Below are 20027 nucleotides of genomic sequence, written 5' to 3' on the forward strand. Positions count from 1 at the left end.
CTACAGCAGGCTCTCGGGCGTCAGCGGCGCCAGCATCTCGAGCATGGTGCGGCCCCAGAAATCGGAGTCGGGCTCCTCGTTCAGCACGGTGGTCCGGCCGGCTTCTTCCTCCTCGCTGATCCACTCGATGCGCGAATTGCCGCTGTCCTTCGCAAAGCGCAGCCGGTAGGCGCCCTGCTGCTTCAGCACCTCGATGAGCTTGAGCGTCTGCTGCGCCATCTCGGGGCTGCGGATGAACAGGCCGATCTCGGTGTTGTGCGTCTCGGAGCGCGGGTCGAAGTTCATCGAGCCGACAAAAAGAATCTGCCGGTCGATCACCGCCGACTTGGCATGCAGCCGCCCCACCGAAGTACCGAACAGGCCGAGCCGCACGCTGCGCCGCGTGCGCGTGGTGCTCAGTTCGTAGAGCTCGGCGCCGAGCTCGAGCATCTCGGGCCGGTAGCGGCGGTAGGCGGTGTGGACCAGCGGCTCGTCGGTGGCGGCAAAGGAATTGGTGACGATGCTGATCTTGACGTTGCGCCGTCGGATCTCGCGCATCACTTCGAGCCCCGCCTTGCCTGGAATCAGGTAGGGCGAGACGATGGTCACCTCGGAGCGCGCGCGGCGCATCTGCTCGACCACGTTGTAGCGCACGCTGTCGACATCGAGCAGCGGCACGCCGCCGTACGAGGCGGTCTTGCCGATCACGCGCTCGGGCGAATCGGCGTAGGCCTCGGCAAGGGTCCAGATCAGGTCGAGTTTGCCGGCAGCCAGGTCTTCGGCGATCGGGCTGTAGCCGAGCAGGTCGTTGGGCGCGGGCCTGGGCGGCGGCGGCGTGGTGTCGGGGCCGGTGGCGGTCTCGAAGCGCTTCTGCAGCTCGCCCTGCGGAAGTTCGCTGGCCACCACCGACTGGACCGGCCGCACATAGACGCTGTTCCAGTACTGGTCGAACAGCGCGCCCAGCCGCGGGACCAGCGCACCAGCCACGAAGGTGTCGAGATCGAGGAAATTCTCGCCCGCCGTGCGCCTGAAATACTGGTTGCCGATGTTGCGCCCGCCCGCCACCGCCATCGCGCCGTCGGCGATGAAGAGCTTGTTGTGCATGCGCCGGTTGACGCGGCTGAAGTCGAACAGCGAAGCGGTGAAGCGCCTGAGCAGGCTCCCGCGCCCGGCCGGAAACGGGTTGAACAGGCGCAGCTCGACATTCGGCGTGGCGGCCAGGCCGAGCAGCAGTTCGTCCTCGCCCGAGGTGTAGAGATCGTCCATCAGGAGCCGCACGCGCACGCCGCGCCGGGCCGCATCGCGCAGCGTGCGCAGCAGGTAGCGGCCGGTCTCGTCGTTCTCGATCTGGTAGTACTGCACGTCGAGCGTGCGCTGGGCGCGCCGCGCGAGCTGGATGCGGGTGTCGAAGGCGAAGTCGCCGCCCGGCATCAGGCGAAAGCCGCTCAGGTCCGGGTCGGGCTGCGAGGCCAGCGCGATCTTGCCGAGCGCGGTGTCGGCCGACGCGGCCATGGCCTTGGTGGGCGGGCGCGGTGCCTCGTCGGGCAGGGTGGCGCAGCCGGCGACGAGCAGCGCCGCCAGCATGGCAAAGACCGCGAGCCCACAGCGCGACAGCAGGCGGCGGGCCATCGGCGGCTTTCTACAGGGCCTTGCGAAGGTTGGCGGGCGCGATGCGCAAGGCCTCGCGATACTTGGCCACGGTGCGGCGTGCGCACTCGATGCCCTGCTCCTTGAGCATTTCGGAGATCTGGCTGTCGGACAGCGGTTTCTTGATGCTCTCGGAGCTCACGAACTGCTTGATCAGCGCGCGCACCGCGGTGCTCGACGCATTGCCGCCGGTCTCGGTGCCGAGCGCCGAGCCGAAGAAGTACTTGAGCTCGACCGTGCCGAAAGGCGTGGCCATGTACTTGGCCGTGGTCACGCGCGAGATGGTCGATTCGTGCAGGCCGAGTTCGTCGGCGATCTCGCGCAGCACCAAGGGCCGCATTGCGAGCTCGCCGTGCACGAAGAAGCTCTTCTGCCGCTCGACGATGGCGTTGCTCACGCGCAGGATGGTGTCGAAGCGCTGCTGGATGTTCTTGATGAACCAGCGCGCCTCCTGCAGCCGCTGCGACAGCGCCTGGCTGCCCTCGCCCTTGTGCGACTTGAGCGCGCCGGCATAGATGTCGTGCACGCGCAGCCGCGGCATCACCTCGGGGTTGAGCATGACGCGGAACTTGGCGTTGGTGCCGCGGCCGATCTTGGTGACGATCACGTCGGGAATCACGATGTTGCGCTCGACGTCGACGAAGCGGCGGCCCGGCTTGGGCTCCAGACGCGAGATGATCTGCAGCGCCGAGCGCACCACCTCTTCGTTGGTGCGCGTGAGCGTGGCCAGGCGCTTGAAATCGCGCCGCGCGAGCAGCTCCATCGGCTGCTTGCAGATCGCGATGGCGGTCTTGCGCACCAGGGCCTGCTCTTCGGTCTCGCTTTCGCTGGCCAGCGCGCGCAGCTGGATGCACAGGCATTCGCCCAGGTCGCGCGCGCCGACGCCGGCCGGCTCCAGGCTTTGCAGCAGGCCGAGCGCCACCTGGAAGTGGTGCACCAATTCGTCGAACTGGTCGTTGTCGTCGCCCGCGAGGCCCGAGGCCAGCGCCGGCAGGGAGTCTTCGAGGTAGCCGTCGTCGTTGAGCGATTCGATCAGGAAGCGCAGCGCGGCGCTGTCGTTCTCGTTGAGCCGCAGGCTCAGCGCCTGCCGGTGCAGGAAGGACTGCAGCGACTCCTGGCTGCGCGCGAGCTCGGTGGCGTCGGCGCGTTCGTCGTCGCCCAGGTTGTTCTGGCGCGCGGGGGCGTCGCTGCCCCATTCGCTGTCGTCGGGCGCCATGTCGACGGTGCCGTCGCCTTCCCAGTCGGGCTCGCGCTCGGTGGCGTCGGCGGCGGGTACGTCGGCCTCGGCTGCCGAGGAGGTTTCGCTCGAAGTGGTGGTTGCGCTGCTGGCCGGGGCCGAGGCGAATTCGCCCTCGGCGGCTTCACCGGCTTCGTCGCGCGGCACCGGCGTGTCGATGGCGTCGAGCCCGAACTCCTCGCGCGCCGCTTCTTCCGCGGTGCGTTCGAGGAACGGGTTCTCGTCCAGCATCTGCTCCACCTCCTGGCTCAGTTCGAGCGTGGACAGCTGCAGCAGCCGGATCGACTGCTGCAGCTGGGGCGTGAGCGCCAGGTGCTGCGAAACGCGAAGGGACAGCCCTTGCTTCATGGAGACCGACTCCTCCCTTACATCCGGAAGTGCTCGCCGAGGTACACCCTGCGTACTTCGGCGTTGTCGACGATCTCCGAGGGTGTGCCTTGTGCCAGCACATGCCCGTCGCTGATGATGAACGCGTGATCGCAGATGCCCAGCGTCTCACGCACGTTGTGGTCGGTGATGAGCACGCCGATGCCGCGCTCCTTCAGGAAGCTGATGATCCGCTGGATCTCGATCACCGCGATCGGGTCGATGCCGGCGAAGGGCTCGTCCAGCAGGATGAAGCGCGGCTGCGTGGCCAGCGCGCGGGCGATCTCGACCCGGCGCCGCTCGCCGCCCGAGAGCGCGAGCGCGGGCGAATCGCGAAGATGGTCCACCCGCAGGTCGGCCAGCAGCCCCGAGAGCCGCTCCTCGATGCGCTGCTTCGTCAAAGGCGCGGGCTTGCCGCTGGCGTCGGGTTCGCGCTGGAGTTCGAGCACGGCGCGCACGTTTTCCTCGACCGTGAGCTTGCGGAAGATGGAGGCTTCCTGCGGCAGGTAGCTCAGGCCCATGCGGGCGCGCCGGTGGATCGGCATGTGGGCGATGGGCTCGCCGTCGATGGTGATGTCGCCCGCGTCGGCCCGCACCAGGCCCACGATCATGTAGAACGACGTGGTCTTGCCCGCACCGTTGGGGCCGAGCAGCCCGACAACCTCGCCCTTTTGCACGTCGAGCGAGACGTCCCGCACGACCTTGCGGCTGCCGTAGCTTTTCTGCAGTCCGCGCACCACCAGGCGGCTGCCCGGCGTGCCGTCGGCGTTCTGGGTTCCAGCGGTTTCGATCACTTGCGCCCTTCCCCTTCGCCGCCCAGCGTGGTGGTCGAGCGCAGGCCGGCGCCGGGCGCCGGCTGGGGCGCGGCCGGTGCGGCCCGTCCCCCGGCCGGGGCCGAGGCGCCGGGCGCCGGCGCGGTGGCGCTCTTGGGCGTCAGGATGGTCTTCACCCGTCCGCCCGCCGGCGCGTTCACCGCGGTGTTCGGCGGCACGGTGGAACCATTGACGGTGTAGGTGTCGTTGCTCTGGTCGTAGACGATCAGCGCACCCTGGCTCTCGTCGTTCGGCGTGGCGCCGAGCAGGCGGCGCATGACGGCATTGCGGATGAACTTGACGTTGTCGGCGCGGCTGTCGTACTCGATGACCTCGGATTCGCCCTCGATCCACTCGTCGGGCGCATTGCGCTTCTGCTTGTAGTAGGCCCGCTTGCCGGGCGCCGCCGTGACCACGCCGTACTGGTAGCCCTCGGCATCCTGGCGTACGTCGATGCGCGCGCCGCGGATGATGATCGTGCCCTTGGTGACCAGCACGTTGCCCGTGAACACGCTCGTCTGCTTGAGGTCGTCGTAGCGCATCGCATCGGATTCGATGTTCATCGGCTTGCTGCGGTCGGCGGTCTCGGCCAGCGCGGCCGACGCCAGGCCGGCCAGCAGCAGCGCACCGATAGCCGCGCGAGCGAGACGGGCCAGGCGGCCGGTGCTGCGAAGAAGAGGGGTGGTGTGGGAGTAGGAGTGCAATGTCATAGAGGCACGAAACTTGCTCTGCATTGTATGCGGCGGATGGCGCCAAGCCTTCAACCGCAAATGAAAAAGCCCGCCAAATGCGGGCTTGACATCCCATCCGGGAGACACCGCGGAACCGGCTTTGCCGGGCCGCAGGTGCCGCCCCCTGCAAGGGGGTGTGGGCGCGCAGCGGACGCGAAGTGCCGCGCAGTCCGGGGTCAGCCTTTCTTGGCTTCGCCGATCAGGTAGTTGGTGACCTGCAGCGCCTTGGTCATGTTGCCGGCCAGCTCGCCGTCCACGTACCAGCGCCCGTTCACGGCCAGCGCCGGCACGCCGGCCACCTTGTAGGCGTCGGTCAGCTGCGCGGCGCGCTTGGCCTTGCTGGCCACGCCGAAGGAGGTGAAGACTTCCTTGAACTTGGCGCCGTCCAGGCCGTTGGCTCCCGCCCAGGCAATGATGTTGGCGTCGCCGTTCACGTTCTGGCGCTGCTTGTGGATGGCGTCGAAGACCTTCGGCTGGAATTCGTCGACCTTGCCCATGGCTTCGAGCGCGTAGTACAGGCGCTGCTTGGCTTCGACGTCGTTGCCCACGAAAGGCACGGGCACGCGGCGGAACGCCACTTCCTTGGGGGCCGTCTTGAGCCAGGCTTCCAGCTGCGGCTCGAAGTCGTTGCAGTGCGGGCAGTTGTACGAGAAGAACTCGATCACCTCGACCTTGCCCGCCGGCGCGTCGACCGGCACGCGCTTGTCGAGCACCAGGTACTCGGTGCCGGCCTTGGGCGCACGCGCCTGGGCGTGCGCGGTGTTGCCAGCCAGCGAAAGCAGGCCCAGCGAGGTGGCGGCCAGCGAAAAGTCACGACGTTTCATTGAAAGAGTTCTCCTGTGGGGTACGGCAGACTGAGCCGGCGCGCCGCGCGGAGTTCCCGCAAGCGGCATGCCCAGGACGATCCTGGCGGCGGCCCATGCCGCGCGGCGAAGCTTAAAGAATATCCGTGACGGCTGCCGGCAAGCTCAACGCTGCACGCGCACGAGCGCCGATTCGAGGCCGCCGCTGTCGAGCCGCTCCTTCAGGCGATCGGCCTCGTCCTTCTTGTTGAACGGGCCCGCGCGCACCCGGTAGACCGTGCGGCCGGCCTGCTCGCGCTCCGTGACCCGGGCCTCCACGCCCATCAGCGACAGCTTGGCTCGCTGTGCCTCGGCATCGTCGGTGGTGCGGAAGGCGCCCGCCTGCACGAAGTACATGAACGGATCGGCACCCGCCGCCGCGCTGTTGCCGCCGGGCGCGGCGGAAGCCGTGGCAGTGCTGCCGCTGTTGCCGCCGGCGCGCGCGCGGGCCAGGTCGCCGAGCGGATCGTTCGATGGCGGCAGGGAATTGGCCTCGGCCGGCACCGGGGCCGGGCGCGCGGGCTTCGGAGCCACCACCACCGGCACCGGCGGGGCGGGCGGCGGCGCCGCACCCGGCGCCACGGCGGCGGTGTCGCCGCCGGCCGGTGGCGCCACCGGACCGGCCGCGGCCGGCGGTGGCTTGGGCGCGCCGGCCTTGCCTGCCAGCGGCGCGTTGGGGTCCCAGTCGCGGTTCTTGCGGGCTTCGGCTTCGTCCTGCTCGGCGCCGCCGCGCTGGGTCTTGGTCACGAACGGGATCGGCACCTTGGTCACGTAGACCGCGATGCCCAGCGCGACACCCAACCCCAGCACCAGGCCGACGATGAGCCCGATGACGATGTTGCCGCGTTGTCTGGTTGTCTTCTTCATGGTGAGGTTCACATCTTGCTCGGCGCACTGACGCCGAGAATCGCGAGGCCATTGTGCAGCACCTGCGCGGTGGCCGCGACGAGCGCGAGCCGCGCCAGCTTGACCGGCTCCTCGTCGACCAGGATGCGCTCCGCGTCGTAGTAGCTGTGGTAGCTGGCCGCCAGTTCGCGCAGGTAGAAGGTGACGTCGTGCGGCGCGAAATCCTTGGCCGCGGCCGTGAGCATGGCGGGGTACTTGGCCAGCAGCAGCATGAGCGCCTGCGCGGCCGGGCTTTCGAGCGGCGACAGGTCCACGTCCTTGAGGGCGGCCGCGTCGCCGCCCCAGCCCGCCAGCACCGAGCAGATGCGCGCATGGGCGTACTGCACGTAGTACACCGGGTTGTCGTTGTTCTTGGCCACGGCCAGGTCGACGTCGAAGGTGTATTCGGTGTCGGGCTTGCGGCTCAGCAGGAAGAAGCGCACGGCGTCGGTGCTGGTCCACTCGATCAGGTCGCGCAGCGTGACGTAGCTGCCCGCGCGCTTGCTGATCTTGACCTCTTCGCCGCCCTTCATCACGCGCACCATGGTGTGCAGCACGTAGTCGGGGTAGCCCTCGGGAATGCCGACGCCCGCCGCCTGCAGGCCGGCGCGCACGCGCGCAATGGTGCCGTGGTGGTCGGTGCCCTGGATGTTGACCACCTTGTGGAAGCCGCGCTCCCACTTGGCGATGTGATAGGCGACGTCGGGCACGAAGTAGGTGTACGTGCCGTCCTGCTTCTTCATCACGCGGTCCTTGTCGTCGCCGTAGTCGGTCGACCGGAGCCACAGCGCGCCGTCCTGCTCGTAGGTCTTGCCGGCGGCCACGAGCTTTTGTACCGCGGCCTCGACACGGCCGCTGGTGTAGAGGCTCGATTCGAGGTAGTAGTTGTCGAAGCGCACGCGGAAGGCCTGCAGGTCCAGGTCCTGCTCGCGGCGCAGGTAGGCGACCGCGAATTCGCGGATGGAGTCGAGGTCGTCGATATTGCCGCTGGCGGTGTATTCGCGGTCGTCCGACCTGACGGTCTTCTTCGCCTTGAAGTCTTCGGCGATGTCGGCGATGTAGTCGCCGTTGTAGGCGGGCGCCTTCTCGCCGCTCGGCCATTCGGGGTCGCCGGGCTTGAAGCCGCGGGCGCGCAGCTGGGTGCTGTGGGCCAGCGTCTGGATCTGAACGCCGGCATCGTTGTAGTAGAACTCGCGCCAGACGGTGTCGCCCTGGGAGGCGCGCAGGTTGCAGATGGCGTCGCCGAGCGCGGCCTGGCGGCCGTGGCCGACGTGCAGCGGCCCGGTCGGGTTGGCCGAGACGAACTCGACCAGCACCTTTTCGCCGGTGGCGGGCTGCCGGCCGAAGGCATCGGCCGCATTCAGCACTTCGCGCACGATCTGCTGCTTGGCAGAGGTCTTCAGGCGGATGTTGAGGAAACCGGGGCCGGCGACCTCGATGGCTTCGACCCACTGGCCGAAAACCGGGGTGGCGAGCAGCGCGGCACTGAGCTCCTCGGCCAGTTCGCGCGGCTTGCGCCCGAGCGGCTTGGCGAGTTGCATGGCGGCCGTGCTGGCGAAATCGCCGTGGGCAGCCACCTTGGGCGACTCGAACGCGGCTTTGGAGCCAGCGCCGGGCGAGAGGGATTCGAGCGTGTTCGCGAGCGCCGCGAGCAGCTCCTGTTTGACCAATAGCATCTGCGAATTTTACCGGGGGCAAACCCGGGCGCCGTTGACCATCGTCATCCGATTGCCGCCTTCGGCCGTTAGAAGCCTCGGCCCCGGGGCGGGGCACCTGTCACAACCCACCTTGCAAGGACATATCACCATGAAGAAGTTCCTTTCCCTGGTCGCCCTGGGCGCCTGTCTCTCCTTCGGCGCCGCGCAGGCACAAGACAAGGCCCCGGCCAAGGCTCCAGCACCTGTCACCGCTCCCGCGGCCACGCCCGCTACGCCTGCCACCCCCGCCGCTCCTGCGGCGGCCACCCCCGCGGCGCCCGCCACCGCAGCAGCCCCCGCCGCCGGCGCAAGCTGCGAATCCAAGGCCATCGACAAGAACGGCAAGCCGCTGGCCGGCGCCGCCAAGGGCAGCTTCATCAAGAAGTGCGAAAAAGACGCCAAGGCCGCCGCAGCACCTGCTTGCGCAGCCAAGGCCGTCGACAAGAACGGCAAGCCGCTGGCCGGCGCCGCCAAGAGCAGCTTCATGAAGAAGTGCGAAAAGGACGCCAAGGCCTGAAGCAGCACTGCGCTCCAGCCTGCGCAAACAGGGCCCGCCGCGTGCGGGCCTTTTTCATGGCCGCGAGGCCGGCTACTTCAGCACGCTCAGCAGGTTGTTGAAGTCGTCGGTCCAGGGGCGGACGCCCGCGCGCAGCACGATCGGCGAGGCCGCGGCGCGCACCGGATCGCGCGCCAGCACGGCCGGATCGCGCGCCACCAGCACCCAGTCGGTCGGATTGAGCCACCTCGAGGCTTCGGCGTCGTCGCTCACGAGCACGGCATGCAGGCCCTTCAGCCCGGCAATCCGCGCGACCACCGGTGCCAGCTCGAGGAAACGGTTGGTCACATGGAAGGCCACGATGCCATCGGGCTTCATGTGCCGCAGGTAGACGTCCATGGCCTGCGCCGTGAGCAGGTGGGCCGGCACCGCATCGCCCGAGAAGGCGTCCACCGCGAGCAGGTCGAAGCCCTGCGACGGCTCGCGCTCCAGCGCCAGCCGCGCATCGCCGAGCACGCGCTCGATGCGCGCGGGGCTGTCGCGCAGGAAGCTGAATTCACTGTCCGCCAGCTCGAACACCTGCGGGTTGATCTCGTAGATGCGGTAGGCGTCGCCGCTGCGGCCGTAGCTTGCGAGCGTGCCGGCGCCCAGGCCGATCAGCCCCACGCGGCGCGGTCCGGCCGGCGCGGCGGCCATCGCACGCCCGATGCCCGAGGTGGCGCCGTAGTAGGTGGTGGGCTCGCGCCGGCGGGCGGGATCGAGGAACTGCTCGCCATGCTTGATGGAGCCGTGCGACAGCACCCGCACGCTGTCCGAGGGATGGAGGCGCCGCACGTCGAAGGTGATCAGCGCGCCGTGGAAATTGCGCAGCAGGTGGCGCGCGTCCGACCTGTCGCTCGCGATCTGCGCCATCAGGAAGTACGCGCAGCCGGCCGCCAATGCCACGCCGGAAACCCGCAGCCAGATCCGCTGGCGCAGAACGGCGGCTGCGGCGAGCGCCGTCAGCACCAGGCCGATGCCCAGCTCGTAATACGCCGGCAGCACATGCGGCGCCACCAGCCCGACCGTGGCGCCTCCCAGCGCGCCGCCGAGCGCGAGCATCAGGTAGAAGCGCGTGAGATAGCGCGGCGCCGGCCGCAGCCTGGCGGTTTCACCGTGCAGGAACATGCACAGCACGAACAGGCCGCCGACATAGATCGGCAGCCCCGTGCGCACGGCCGAGCCGACGTGGTGCTGCAGCCCGAAGGCGCACAGCAGCAGCACGCCCGCCGCCAGCGGCAGGAAGACGCCGCGCCGGTACCAGCGGTCGCTTTCGAAGCACAGGACGAAGGTGAACAGGTACAGCGACAGCGGCACGATCCAGAGAAACGGAACCGCGGCGACGTTCTGGGTGATATGGTTGGTCACGGCCAGCAACAGCCACGAGGCCAGCGCCGGCAGCACCAGCCAGAGCAGGCCATCGGACCAGCGCGGCGGCTTGTCGCTGCCGTCGGCGGCCGCGCCCAGGCCGGGCGCCGCGGCAACCGGCACGGCCGCGGGCCAGCGGCAGGCCACGAGCAAGGTCGTGCCGGCGCAAAGCCCCACGAACAGGCCGTAGCCCCATGACCATCCCGTCGCCTGCTGCAGCAGCGAGCTGCGCGGCTCGATCAGCACCGGATAGCTCAGCAGCGACAGCAGCGATGCCAGGTTGGAGAGCGAGAAATAGCGGTACACCCGCGCGCTCCAGGGCGTGCGCGCCACCCACGACTGCACCAGCGGGCCGGTGGTCGACAGAAGAAAGTACGGAAGGCCGATGGTCGCAAGCAGCAGCCCGAGGATCAGCCACGCCGGGTCTTCGGCGCCCGTGGGCTTCCAGCGCGCAGCCACCACGAGCGGAAGGAACGCCAGGCTCGCCAGCAGCAGCCCCACGTGCAGCGCGGCCTGCGCGCGCACGCGAAGGCGGCGCGTGACCCAGTCGGAGTACGCATAGCCGGCGAGCAGCACGGCCTGGAAGAACACCATGCAGGTCGACCAGACGGCGGCCGAACCGCCGAACCAGGGCAGGATCTGCTTGGCGATCAGCGGCTGCACCAGGAACAGCAGGAACGCGCTGCTGAAGATGGTGCCGGCAAACAGGAGCTGGATGCCGGCGCGTTCCATGCGCCTACTTGCCGAAGCCGCGCGCGAGGAACACGGCGACCAGCGGAATCAGCGCGATCAGGTGGGCCTGCACCATCACCAGCCTGCGCGTCTTGCGGATGTCGGCTTCCGCCGGCAGCGTGCCGTTGGCACGCAGCGCCTTGCGCCAGCGGAAGTAGGTGAGCGTCGGAAAGATCGAGAGCACGCCGACGATGATGAACAAGCCGAGCTTCACATGCAACAGCGGGTTGGTCCAATACCACGCCGTGCCCTTCACGCCCCACACCGTGCGCGCGATGCCGGTGGCCAGCACCGCGATGGCGGCCATGCCGTAGACCATGTCGACCTTGGCGAGCCGTTCCACCACGGCGGCATTGATCCACTGCACGCGGCACAGGGCCGCTTCGCTCGAGATGAACACGACCATCGTGAGGATGGCCAGCAGATGCAGGTAGGCGAGGATGGCTTCGAGGGTCATCGATGGCTTTCTTCTTCAATGAGTTGCAAATGCTTGCAGATTGTGCCGCCGCTCGCGCGCTTTACCCCCTGCCGCCCCAGAATTCAGGCCGTCCGTACTGCTCCTTGAGGAAATCAAGCCACAGCCGCACCCGCAGCGGCAGGTGCTTGGTGCCCGCGAAGACCGCGTAGATGCCATTGGGCGGCGCGGCGAATTCGTCGAGCAGCGGCACCAGCAGGCCGGCATCGATCTCGGCTTCCACCTCCCAGGTGCTGCGCCACGCGATGCCGTGGCCGGCCAGGCACCAGTCGTGCAGCACCTGGCCGTCGGAACAATCGAGCGGGCCCTCGGGCCGCAGGTAGATCAGCTCTTTGCCGCCCTCCTCGCCGGCGCCGGCCGGGGTGCGCTCCTGTTCCTGGCTTTGAGCGGCGCGCGGAACGCGGAATGCCCAGCCGCGCGTCTGCGAGGCATCGCTCGACAGCGTGAGGCAGGCGAAGCGCGACAGCTCGTTCGGATGCCGCGGCATGCCATGGCGGCGCACGAACTCCGGCGTGGCGACGCAGCGGCGGCGGTTGTCGGCCAGCCGCACGCTGACCAGCGACGAGTCGGGCATGTCGCCCACGCGCACCGCGCAGTCGAAGCTCTCGCCGCGCACGTCGACCACGCGGTCGCTGAGGTTCAGCGAGATCGTGACCTCCGGGTGCAGCGCATGGAAGCGCGGCACCAGCGGCGCCACGTGACGGCGGCCGAAGCCGGCCGGTGCCGTCACGCGCAGATGGCCGCTGGCTTTGACGCCGCCCGCGCTCACGCTCGCCTCGGCATTGGCGAATTCGGTCAGCAGGCGCTGGCAGTCTTCGAGAAAGGCGCTGCCTTCGTGCGTCAGCGTGATGCGCCGCGTGGTGCGCACCAGGAGCTTGACGCCCAGCCGCGCCTCGAGCGCATCGAGCCGCCGCCCCATGATCGCGGGCGCCACGCCCTCGGCCTTGGCCGCGGCCGTGAGGCCGCCGCGGGTCGCCACGGAGACGAAGGATTCGAGTTGCTTCAGGCGGTCCATGGCGCCCGAACTATATCGCCAGGGTTTTGCCCGGGCTCATCCGGTGATGCCGGCCTGACGCGCCTCGAAGGCGGCGATCTCCTCCTCGCTGTAGCCCACTTCCCTCAGCAGCTCGCCCGTGTGCTCGCCAATGCGCGGCGGCTGCAGGCGGATGCCGGGCCTTTCGCCATCGAGCGTGAAGGGCATCAGCGGCACCTTGGCCATGTGGCCGTCGTTCATGCGCACGGGCGTGAGGCCGCCGGTGGCGTTCAGGTGCGGGTCGTCGAACAGCTCCTGCGGCTTGGTGATGGGCGCGAAGGGCAGCTCGTTCTGCTCGAACACCGCGCTGAGTTCGGCGGCGCTGTAGCCGGCCAGGTGCGAGCGCAGGATCGGCATCATCCAGTCGCGCGCGAGCACGCGGTCGTTGTTGGTCGCGAGGCGCGGATCGGCCAGCATTTCTTCCAGGCCGAAGGCCTTGCAGAAGATCGCCCACTGCTTGTCGCTCACCGCCGCGAGGAAGATCTGCTCGCCGTCCTTCACGGTGAACACGTCGTACACGGCCCAGGCCGAGATGCGGCTGGGCATCGGGTCGGCCGCACGGCCGGTGGCGGCGAACTGCATCATGTGCTGCGCGACCAGGAACACGTTGTTCTCGAACAGCGCGGACTGCACCTCGCAGCCCTTGCCGGTGAGCTCGCGCTGGCGCAGCGCGGCCATCGCGCCGATGGCGCCGAACATGCCGCCCATGATGTCGTTCACGCTGGTGCCCGCGCGCAGCGGGTCGCCGGCCCGGCCGGTCATGTAGGCCAGGCCGCCCATCATCTGCACCACTTCGTCGAGCGCGGTGCGGTGGTCGTAGGGGCCGGGCAGAAAGCCCTTGTGACTCACGTAGATGAGGCGCGGGTTGAGCTGCTTCAGGCTGTCGTAGTCCAGGCCCAGCTTCTTCATGGTGCCGGGCTTGAAGTTCTCGCTCACGATGTCGGCCGTGGCGACGAGGCGCAGCGCGGCCTCCACGCCTTCGGGCGTCTTGAGGTCGAGCGCGATGCTCTTCTTGTTGCGGTTGAAGGTCGGGAAGAAGCCCGAGCCCGAGCCGAGCAGGCGGCGCGTGCTGTCGCCCTCGATGGGCTCGACCTTGATGACCTCCGCGCCGAGGTCGGCCAGCAGCAGGCCGCAGGTGGGGCCCATCACCATGTGGGTGAACTCGACGACGCGGACGCCGGCGTACGGCAGGGGGTGGGATTCAGGCATGTGGGGTGGTTTCCTGTTGGACGAAGCCCTTGGGCAGGCCGGCTTCGGGCGTCATGCCGTAGACGGGTTCTCCGGGCAGGCCGGCCATGAGCGGCGCGCGCGCCGCGATGAGTTTTTGAATATCAATGCCGGTGCGCACGCCCATCGCCTCGAACATGAAGACGAGGTCTTCGGTGACGGCATTGCCCGAGGCGCCGGGCGCATAGGGGCAGCCGCCGAGGCCGCCGAGCGAGGCGTCGAAGGTGCGCACGCCCTCGTCCCACGCCGCGAGGCAGTTCGCGATGCCGAGGCCGCGCGTGTTGTGCATGTGGGCGGCGCCGGCGTGCGCGCCGAGCTCGGCGCGCAGGCGCCGGAAGAGCCGGCGCACCTGCGCCGGGTTGGCGTAGCCGACGGTGTCCGAGAGGCCCGCTTCTTCCGCGCCGGCCTCGATGCACTGCGCGGCGAGGCGGATCACGTCGTCCTCCGGCACCAGCCCCTGCAGCGTGCAGCCGAAGGCGGTGGAGATGCCGGCCTCGAGCCTCACATGCGGCGCGATCGCGCGGCGCAGCTCGGAGATGGCGCGCACCTCCTCGACCATTTCGGTGGGCGTCTTGCGCACGTTGGCGAGCGAGTGCGCCACGCTGGCCGAGACCGGCATGGTGAGCTTGTGCACGCCCGCTTCGAGCGCGGCCTGCGCGCCCTTGCGGTTGGGCACCAGCGCCATCACGGTGAGGCCGGGCAAGGTGACGGCATGGCGCACCACCTCGGCGGCGTCGGCCATCTGCGGCAGCAATTTGGCGGGCACGAAGGAGGCGACCTCGATCTCGCGCACGCCGGCCGCGTGGAGCGCATCGATCCAGCGCAGCTTGTCGGCGGTCGGCATCGTGGCCTTGACCGACTGCAGGCCGTCGCGCGGGCCGACCTCGCTGATGAGGACATCGGGGGGTGTCATTGGCTTCATCTCCGTTGAGCGGTCGCGGCATCGACCGCTTGACAGTTCTATCTTGCAGAACTAAATTCTGTTAAACAGAATTAAACTGCCGATCGACTTTCACTGTCAAGCCCGCCCATGCCTCGCAAAGCCCGAACCGAATCGGTTCCAGACCTCAACGCCGCGCCCGGCGGGGCCGCCGCGGTCGACCGCGCCCTGAGCCTGCTCTCGGCGTTCCGGCCCGGCGACGAGGCGCTCACGCTCGCGCAATTCGCCGAGCGCACGCAGCTCTACAAGAGCACGGTGCTGCGGCTCCTGGCCTCGCTCGAACATGCACGGCTGATCCGCCGGCAGGACGATGGCCGCTATGCACTGGGCGCGGAGATCGCGCGGCTGCACGGCCTCTATGCGGCGTCGCTGTCGCTCGACCGCATCGTGCTGCCGGTGCTGCGCTCGCTGGCGGCAACCACGGGCGAGAGCGCCGCGTACCACGTGCGGCAGGACCAGGGCGACAGCTGGGGGCGGCTGTGCCAGTTCCGGGTCGATTCGTCGCATGTGGTGCGCGACCACGTGCGCGCGGGCGATCTGCTGCCCAACGACCGCGGCGCGGGCGCGCGCGTGCTGATCGCCTTCGGCCCCGAAGCCGGGCGCCCCCGCGGCGCCAAAGAGCGCAAGCTGTACGACGCGATCCGCGCCCAGGGCTACTGCGCGCTGGTGGGCGACCGCACGGCCGAGCTGGCCGGCATCTCGGCACCGGTGTTCCATGCCGACGGCAGCCTCGCCGCGGCCGTCACGCTGACGATGCCGGCGCACCGCTACGACGCGCGCCACATCGAGCCGGTGCGCGCCGCCGCCCGCGAGCTCAGCGGAATCCTCTGACAAACAAAGGGGAAAAACGCAGCCGCACTGCGATTACCATCATTTTTGTCACTGATAAATCCCGATCCTGGTTATTACTGATCAGCAAAGTATCGAATAAAGTCCAAGCCATGGATCAACCCGGCGCAGTGCTCTTCGATGCCTACGGCACGCTGTTCGACGTCTACAGCGTCGCGCAGGCGGCCGAGCGGCTGTTCGCCGGCCAGGGGCAGGCGCTGGCCGCGGGCTGGCGCGACAAGCAGATCGAATACACGCGCCTCGTCACCACCAGCAACCACGGCGCGCACTACCGCCCCTTCGGCGAACTCACGCGCGCCGCGCTGCGCTACACCTGCAAGCGGCTGGGCCTCGGCCTGGCCGAAGCCGCCGAGCAGCAGCTCATGGACCAGTACCGCACGCTCGCGGCTTTTCCCGAATGCCGCGAAGTGCTGCAGGCACTCAAGAACCGCGGCGTGGCCACCGGCATCCTCTCGAACGGCGACCCCGGCATGCTCGATGCCGCCGTGCGCAGCGCCGGGCTCGACGGCCTGCTCGACCACGTGCTGAGCGTCGACGGCATCCGCAAGTACAAGACGCATCCCGATGCCTACCAGCTCGGCGTCGCCGCCACCGGCCTGCCGCCCGGGCGGATCGCCTTCGTCAGCTGCAACGGCTGGGACGCGCTCGGCGCCACCTGGTTCGGCTTTCGCACGCTCTGGGTCAACCGCTACCAGCTCCCGTTCGAAGAACTCGGCACGCAGCCCGAACGCATCGGCACCAGCCTGCGCGACGTGCTCGGGTTCTTCTGACAGACACCGCCCCTCGATTCATTCAGCATTGCACCGTTCTCAAGGAGAGAAAAACATGACCGCCCGCACCACCACCCACGGCCTCCAGGTTGCGACCGAGCTTCACCGCTTCATCGAGGACAAGGTCCTGCCCGCCAGCGGCGTGGCCAGCGAGGTTTTCTGGAAAGGCTTCGACGCCATCGTCCATGACCTCGCGCCGAAGAACATCGCGCTGCTGGCCGAGCGCGACCGCCTGCAGAGCGAGCTCGACGCCTGGCACAAGAAGAACCCTGGTCCCATCACCGACATGCCGGCCTACCGCGCCTTCCTCGAGAAGACCGGCTACCTGCTGCCGCAGCCCCAGGGCGTGAAGGCCACCACCGCGAACGTCGATTCCGAGCTCGCGCTGCAGGCCGGGCCGCAGCTGGTGGTGCCCATCCTGAACGCCCGCTATGCGCTCAACGCCGCCAACGCACGCTGGGGTTCGCTGTACGACGCGCTCTACGGCACCGACGCCATTCCCGAAACCGGTGGCGCCGAAAAAGGCAAGGGCTACAACCCCGTGCGCGGCACCAAGGTGATCGAATACGCGCGCAACGTGCTCGACCAGGCCGCACCGCTGGAAAACGGCTCGCACAAGATGGCCACCGGCTACAGCGTGAAGGACGGCAAGCTCGTCGTCGCGCTGCAGAGCAGCAGCACCGGCCTGGCCGACCCCGCGCAGTTCGTCGGCTACCAGGGCGATGCGGCTGCGCCGTCGTCGGTGCTGCTCAAGCACAACGGCATCCACCTCGACATCCGCATCGACCGCAGCACGCCCATCGGCAAGGGCGACGCGGCCGGCGTGAGCGACCTGGTGCTCGAAGCCGCGCTCTCGACCATCCTCGACCTCGAGGACTCGGTGGCCGTGGTCGACGCAGCCGACAAGGTGGTCGCGTACTCGAACTGGCTCGGCATCGTGCAGGGCACGCTGACGGAAGAAGTCGCCAAGGGCGGCAAGACCTTCACGCGCGGCCTCAACCCCGACCGCGAATACACCGGCGCCGACGGAAAGCCCGTGAAGCTGCACGGCCGCTCGCTGATGTTCCTGCGCAACGTGGGCCACCTGATGACCAACCCGGCCGTGCTGTACGCGGGCGGCAAGGAAATTCCCGAAGGCATCCTCGACGCGGTGGTCACCACCACCATCGCGATGATCGACCTGAAGCGCAAGGGCAACTCGCGCACCGGCAGCATCTACATCGTCAAGCCCAAGATGCACGGCCCGGCCGAAGTGGCCTTTGCGAGCGAGCTGTTCGGCCGCGTCGAGCAGCTGCTCGGGCTGCCCGCCAACACCGTGAAGCTCGGCATCATGGACGAGGAGCGCCGCACCAGCGTGAATCTCAAGGCCTGCATTGCCGAGGCCGCCGCGCGCGTGGCCTTCATCAACACCGGTTTTCTCGACCGCACCGGCGACGAGATGCACACCGCCATGCACGGCGGCCCGATGATCCGCAAGGGCGACATGAAGTCCAGCGCGTGGATCGGCGCCTACGAGAAGAACAACGTGCTGGTCGGCCTCTCGTGCGGCCTGCGCGGCAAGGCGCAGATCGGCAAGGGCATGTGGGCCATGCCCGACCTGATGGCCGCCATGCTCGAGCAGAAGATCGCGCACCCCAAGGCCGGCGCCAACACCGCCTGGGTGCCCTCGCCCACCGCCGCCACGCTGCATGCGCTGCATTACCACCAGGTGAACGTGACGGCCGTGCAGCAGGAGCTCGAGAAGATCGATGCCGACGCGGAACGCGACAACATCCTGAACGCGCTGCTGCAGGTGCCCATTGCACCCGCCGCCAACTGGACCAAAGCCGAGAAGCAGCAGGAGATCGACAACAACGTGCAGGGCATCCTCGGCTACGTGGTGCGCTGGATCGACCAGGGCGTGGGCTGCTCCAAGGTGCCCGACATCCACAACGTGGGCCTGATGGAAGACCGCGCCACGCTGCGCATCTCGAGCCAGCACATCGCCAACTGGCTGCTGCACGGCATGGTCACGAAGGAACAGGTCGACCAGACTTTCCAGCGCATGGCCAAGGTGGTCGACGAACAGAACGCCGGCGACCCGGTGTACCAGCCGATGGCCGGCCACTTCGACACCTCGGCCGCGTACAAGGCGGCGCAGGACCTGGTGTTCAAGGGCATCGAGCAGCCCAGCGGCTACACCGAGCCGCTGCTGCATGCGTGGCGGCTGAAGGTGAAGGGCGAGGCCTGACCGCGGCCGTGCATCGGCTCTTGAAAACGACGGCGCCCGAGGCGCCGTTTTTTTCTTTGGCATGCCGTTAGGATCCGTGCTGCCTCCGTCTCCAGCGCTGCGCCTCTCCCATGACCCTCTCCCCCGCTTCGGCACGTTCGGCCACATCGATGCTGATCGTGCTGGCCTCCGCTTTCGCGCTGAGCCAGGCCTTTCGCACCGTCGGCGCGATGATGGCCACGCCGCTCGCACAGCATTTCGGCCTCACGGCCCAGGCGCTGGGCTTGTGGGCCGGCACCTTCCATTTCATGTTCGGCGCGACGCAGCTCGCGATGGGTGTGTCGATCGACATCTACGGCGTGCGGCGCACGGTGCTCACGGCCTTTCCGCTTGCCATTGCGGGCGCGGTGCTGTGCGCAGCGGCGCCCAGCTTCCATGCGCTGCTGCTCGGGCAGGCCATGATCGGCGTCGGCTGCGCGCCGGCCTTTCTCGCCTGCACCGTGTTCATCGCGCGGCACTTCGAGGCCGCGCGCTTCACGGCCATGTCGGGCCTCGTGATGAGCATGGCGGGGCTCGGCATCCTGTTCACCGGCACGCCGCTCGCGCTGCTGATCGAAGCCGCGAGCTGGCGCGCGGGCTACGCCTTGCTCGCGGGCTTCGCGGTGCTGTCGTGGGGCTTCGTGTTCTGGCGCGTGCACGAGCCGCCGCGCGCGGCGCCGCACGAACGCCAGACGCTCGCCAAGGCCGTGCGCGAACTGCTGCCGCTCTTTGCCATGCCGCACACGCTGGGCCTGCTGTGCTTTGCCTGCGTGTCGTATGCCGCGTTCATCACCCTGCGCGGCCTCTGGCTCGGCCCCGTGCTGCACGACCGCCACGGGCTGTCGCTGGTCAGCAGCGGCAACGTGGCGCTGGTGATGACCATCGCGGGCATGATCAGCCCCGCAATGTTCGGCCGCCTCGACCCGGGCGGCGCGCGGCGCGGCCGCTGGCTCACGGGCTGCGCGTTCGCGGCCGCGGTGATGTTCGCGTTGATGGCACTCACGCATTCGCTCGCCGTCGACATCGGCCTGCCGATCCTCTACGGCCTGCTCTCTGGCTATTCGGTGCTGCAGTATTCGTACACGCGCGCCGCCTATCCGGCGGCCATGACGGGACGCGCGCTGTCGCTGCTCAACATGGCGATGTTCCTCGGCGTGTCGCTGATGCAGTGGACCACGGGCGTGGCCGCATCGTGGGCCGCGTCGAACGGCGTGGAGCCGTTCCGCGCGGTGTTCCTCACGATCACGGCCATGCTGGCGGTGGGCACGCTGGCGTTCCTGTTGCTGCCGCGTGCACACGAAGGCACGAGCCTCGCATCCGCGCGGCCCTGAGCATGTCTTCGCGCATCGTCAGCCCTCCCGCGCCAAGCCGCGCGCGGCCTTCTGCAACGCGACCTTCTGCGCGCGCCGCTCCGCGCGGTGCGTGCGCAGATGGCGCCCCGCCTTCTGGTTGGATTCGCCTCGCGCGATGGCGGCCACCACGGGATTGCGAGGTGCCGCGTTCGGCACCGAAAAATAGAACCGGCCCAGACGCTTGTCGTCGTCGCGGGCCTTTCGTTGAGCACTCATGTGCGCACACTCCAAAAAATGCAAAAGCCCCGGCGAATGGCTGCGCGGGGCCTTTGTCGATGGGCCTCGGCGGATGCGTGGATGCA

The 20027-nt window shown here is 68.7% G+C and carries 18 protein-coding genes; 5 read left to right on the forward strand and 13 right to left on the reverse strand.

The features are described from left to right. The 7 genes from FB547_RS12215 to argS form a co-directional block, all read right to left on the reverse strand. Complete coding sequence (locus FB547_RS12215; RefSeq protein WP_145742538.1) at window positions 1-1608, reverse strand: phospholipase D family protein; 1608 nt, start codon at window positions 1606-1608, stop codon at window positions 1-3. A gap of 10 nt (window positions 1609-1618) precedes the next feature. Then, window positions 1619-3211, reverse strand: a complete 1593-nt coding sequence (locus FB547_RS12220) for an RNA polymerase factor sigma-54 (protein ID WP_145742540.1) — start codon at window positions 3209-3211, stop codon at window positions 1619-1621. Window positions 3212-3228: 17 nt separating this feature from the next. After that, window positions 3229-4023 carry an LPS export ABC transporter ATP-binding protein gene (gene lptB, locus FB547_RS12225; protein ID WP_145742542.1) on the reverse strand — a complete coding sequence of 265 codons (795 nt, stop codon included), beginning with the start codon at window positions 4021-4023 and terminating at the stop codon, window positions 3229-3231. Beyond that, entirely contained in the window at window positions 4020-4751 is a 732-nt protein-coding gene (gene lptA / locus FB547_RS12230; RefSeq protein ID WP_145742544.1) for a lipopolysaccharide transport periplasmic protein LptA, read from the reverse strand. The genes lptB and lptA overlap by 4 nt, the downstream gene beginning before the upstream one ends. Before the next feature lie 197 nt (window positions 4752-4948). Beyond that, complete coding sequence (locus tag FB547_RS12235; RefSeq protein WP_145742546.1) at window positions 4949-5596, reverse strand: thiol:disulfide interchange protein DsbA/DsbL; 648 nt, start codon at window positions 5594-5596, stop codon at window positions 4949-4951. A gap of 144 nt (window positions 5597-5740) precedes the next feature. Then, the gene (locus FB547_RS12240; protein WP_145742548.1) at window positions 5741-6481 is read right to left on the reverse strand and encodes an SPOR domain-containing protein; all 741 of its coding nucleotides are present in this window, start codon (window positions 6479-6481) and stop codon (window positions 5741-5743) included. An 8-nt stretch (window positions 6482-6489) separates the two neighbouring features. Further along, on the reverse strand, window positions 6490-8175 hold the full coding sequence (gene argS / locus FB547_RS12245) for an arginine--tRNA ligase (RefSeq protein ID WP_145742550.1): 1686 nt from the start codon (window positions 8173-8175) through the stop codon (window positions 6490-6492). 130 nt (window positions 8176-8305) lie between these two features. Between argS and FB547_RS12250 the strand changes: the two genes are divergently transcribed. Next, window positions 8306-8713 carry a hypothetical protein gene (locus FB547_RS12250; protein WP_145742551.1) on the forward strand — a complete coding sequence of 136 codons (408 nt, stop codon included), beginning with the start codon at window positions 8306-8308 and terminating at the stop codon, window positions 8711-8713. 72 nt (window positions 8714-8785) lie between these two features. Here the strand turns inward: FB547_RS12250 and FB547_RS12255 are convergent, their stop codons facing one another. From FB547_RS12255 to FB547_RS12275, 5 genes are all read right to left on the reverse strand, one after another. Continuing rightward, window positions 8786-10831, reverse strand: coding sequence for a spermidine synthase (locus tag FB547_RS12255; protein WP_145742552.1), 2046 nt, complete (start codon window positions 10829-10831; stop codon window positions 8786-8788). 4 nt (window positions 10832-10835) lie between these two features. Further along, a complete protein-coding gene (locus FB547_RS12260; RefSeq protein ID WP_145742554.1) occupies window positions 10836-11288 on the reverse strand; it encodes a DUF2214 family protein in 453 nt (150 codons plus the stop codon). A gap of 61 nt (window positions 11289-11349) precedes the next feature. Then, window positions 11350-12321, reverse strand: a complete 972-nt coding sequence (locus FB547_RS12265; protein WP_145742556.1) for a LysR family transcriptional regulator — start codon at window positions 12319-12321, stop codon at window positions 11350-11352. A 36-nt stretch (window positions 12322-12357) separates the two neighbouring features. Further along, window positions 12358-13548: a CaiB/BaiF CoA transferase family protein gene (locus FB547_RS12270; protein WP_145742558.1), complete on the reverse strand. Its 1191-nt coding sequence runs from the start codon at window positions 13546-13548 to the stop codon at window positions 12358-12360. Beyond that, entirely contained in the window at window positions 13541-14479 is a 939-nt protein-coding gene (locus FB547_RS12275) for a hydroxymethylglutaryl-CoA lyase (protein ID WP_145742559.1), read from the reverse strand. Before FB547_RS12275 ends, FB547_RS12270 begins: the two co-directional genes overlap by 8 nt. Before the next feature lie 117 nt (window positions 14480-14596). Between FB547_RS12275 and FB547_RS12280 the strand changes: the two genes are divergently transcribed. The 4 genes from FB547_RS12280 (at window position 14597) to FB547_RS12295 (ending at window position 19704) form a co-directional block, all read left to right on the forward strand. Beyond that, window positions 14597-15337 carry an IclR family transcriptional regulator gene (locus tag FB547_RS12280; RefSeq protein ID WP_145742561.1) on the forward strand — a complete coding sequence of 247 codons (741 nt, stop codon included), beginning with the start codon at window positions 14597-14599 and terminating at the stop codon, window positions 15335-15337. Between the two features lie 110 nt (window positions 15338-15447). Beyond that, window positions 15448-16125 (forward strand): haloacid dehalogenase type II, encoded by a 678-nt coding sequence (locus FB547_RS12285; RefSeq protein ID WP_145742563.1) that lies wholly within the window; start codon window positions 15448-15450, stop codon window positions 16123-16125. A gap of 55 nt (window positions 16126-16180) precedes the next feature. Beyond that, window positions 16181-18355, forward strand: a complete 2175-nt coding sequence (locus tag FB547_RS12290; RefSeq protein ID WP_145742564.1) for a malate synthase G — start codon at window positions 16181-16183, stop codon at window positions 18353-18355. Window positions 18356-18465: 110 nt separating this feature from the next. Next, complete coding sequence (locus tag FB547_RS12295) at window positions 18466-19704, forward strand: MFS transporter (RefSeq protein WP_145742566.1); 1239 nt, start codon at window positions 18466-18468, stop codon at window positions 19702-19704. A gap of 18 nt (window positions 19705-19722) precedes the next feature. Here the strand turns inward: FB547_RS12295 and FB547_RS12300 are convergent, their stop codons facing one another. Next, entirely contained in the window at window positions 19723-19941 is a 219-nt protein-coding gene (locus tag FB547_RS12300; protein ID WP_145742567.1) for a hypothetical protein, read from the reverse strand. Between the last annotated feature and the right edge of the window lie 86 nt (window positions 19942-20027).

Source organism: Variovorax beijingensis, from assembly GCF_007828835.1.
Lineage (GTDB): Bacteria > Pseudomonadota > Gammaproteobacteria > Burkholderiales > Burkholderiaceae_C > Variovorax > Variovorax beijingensis_A.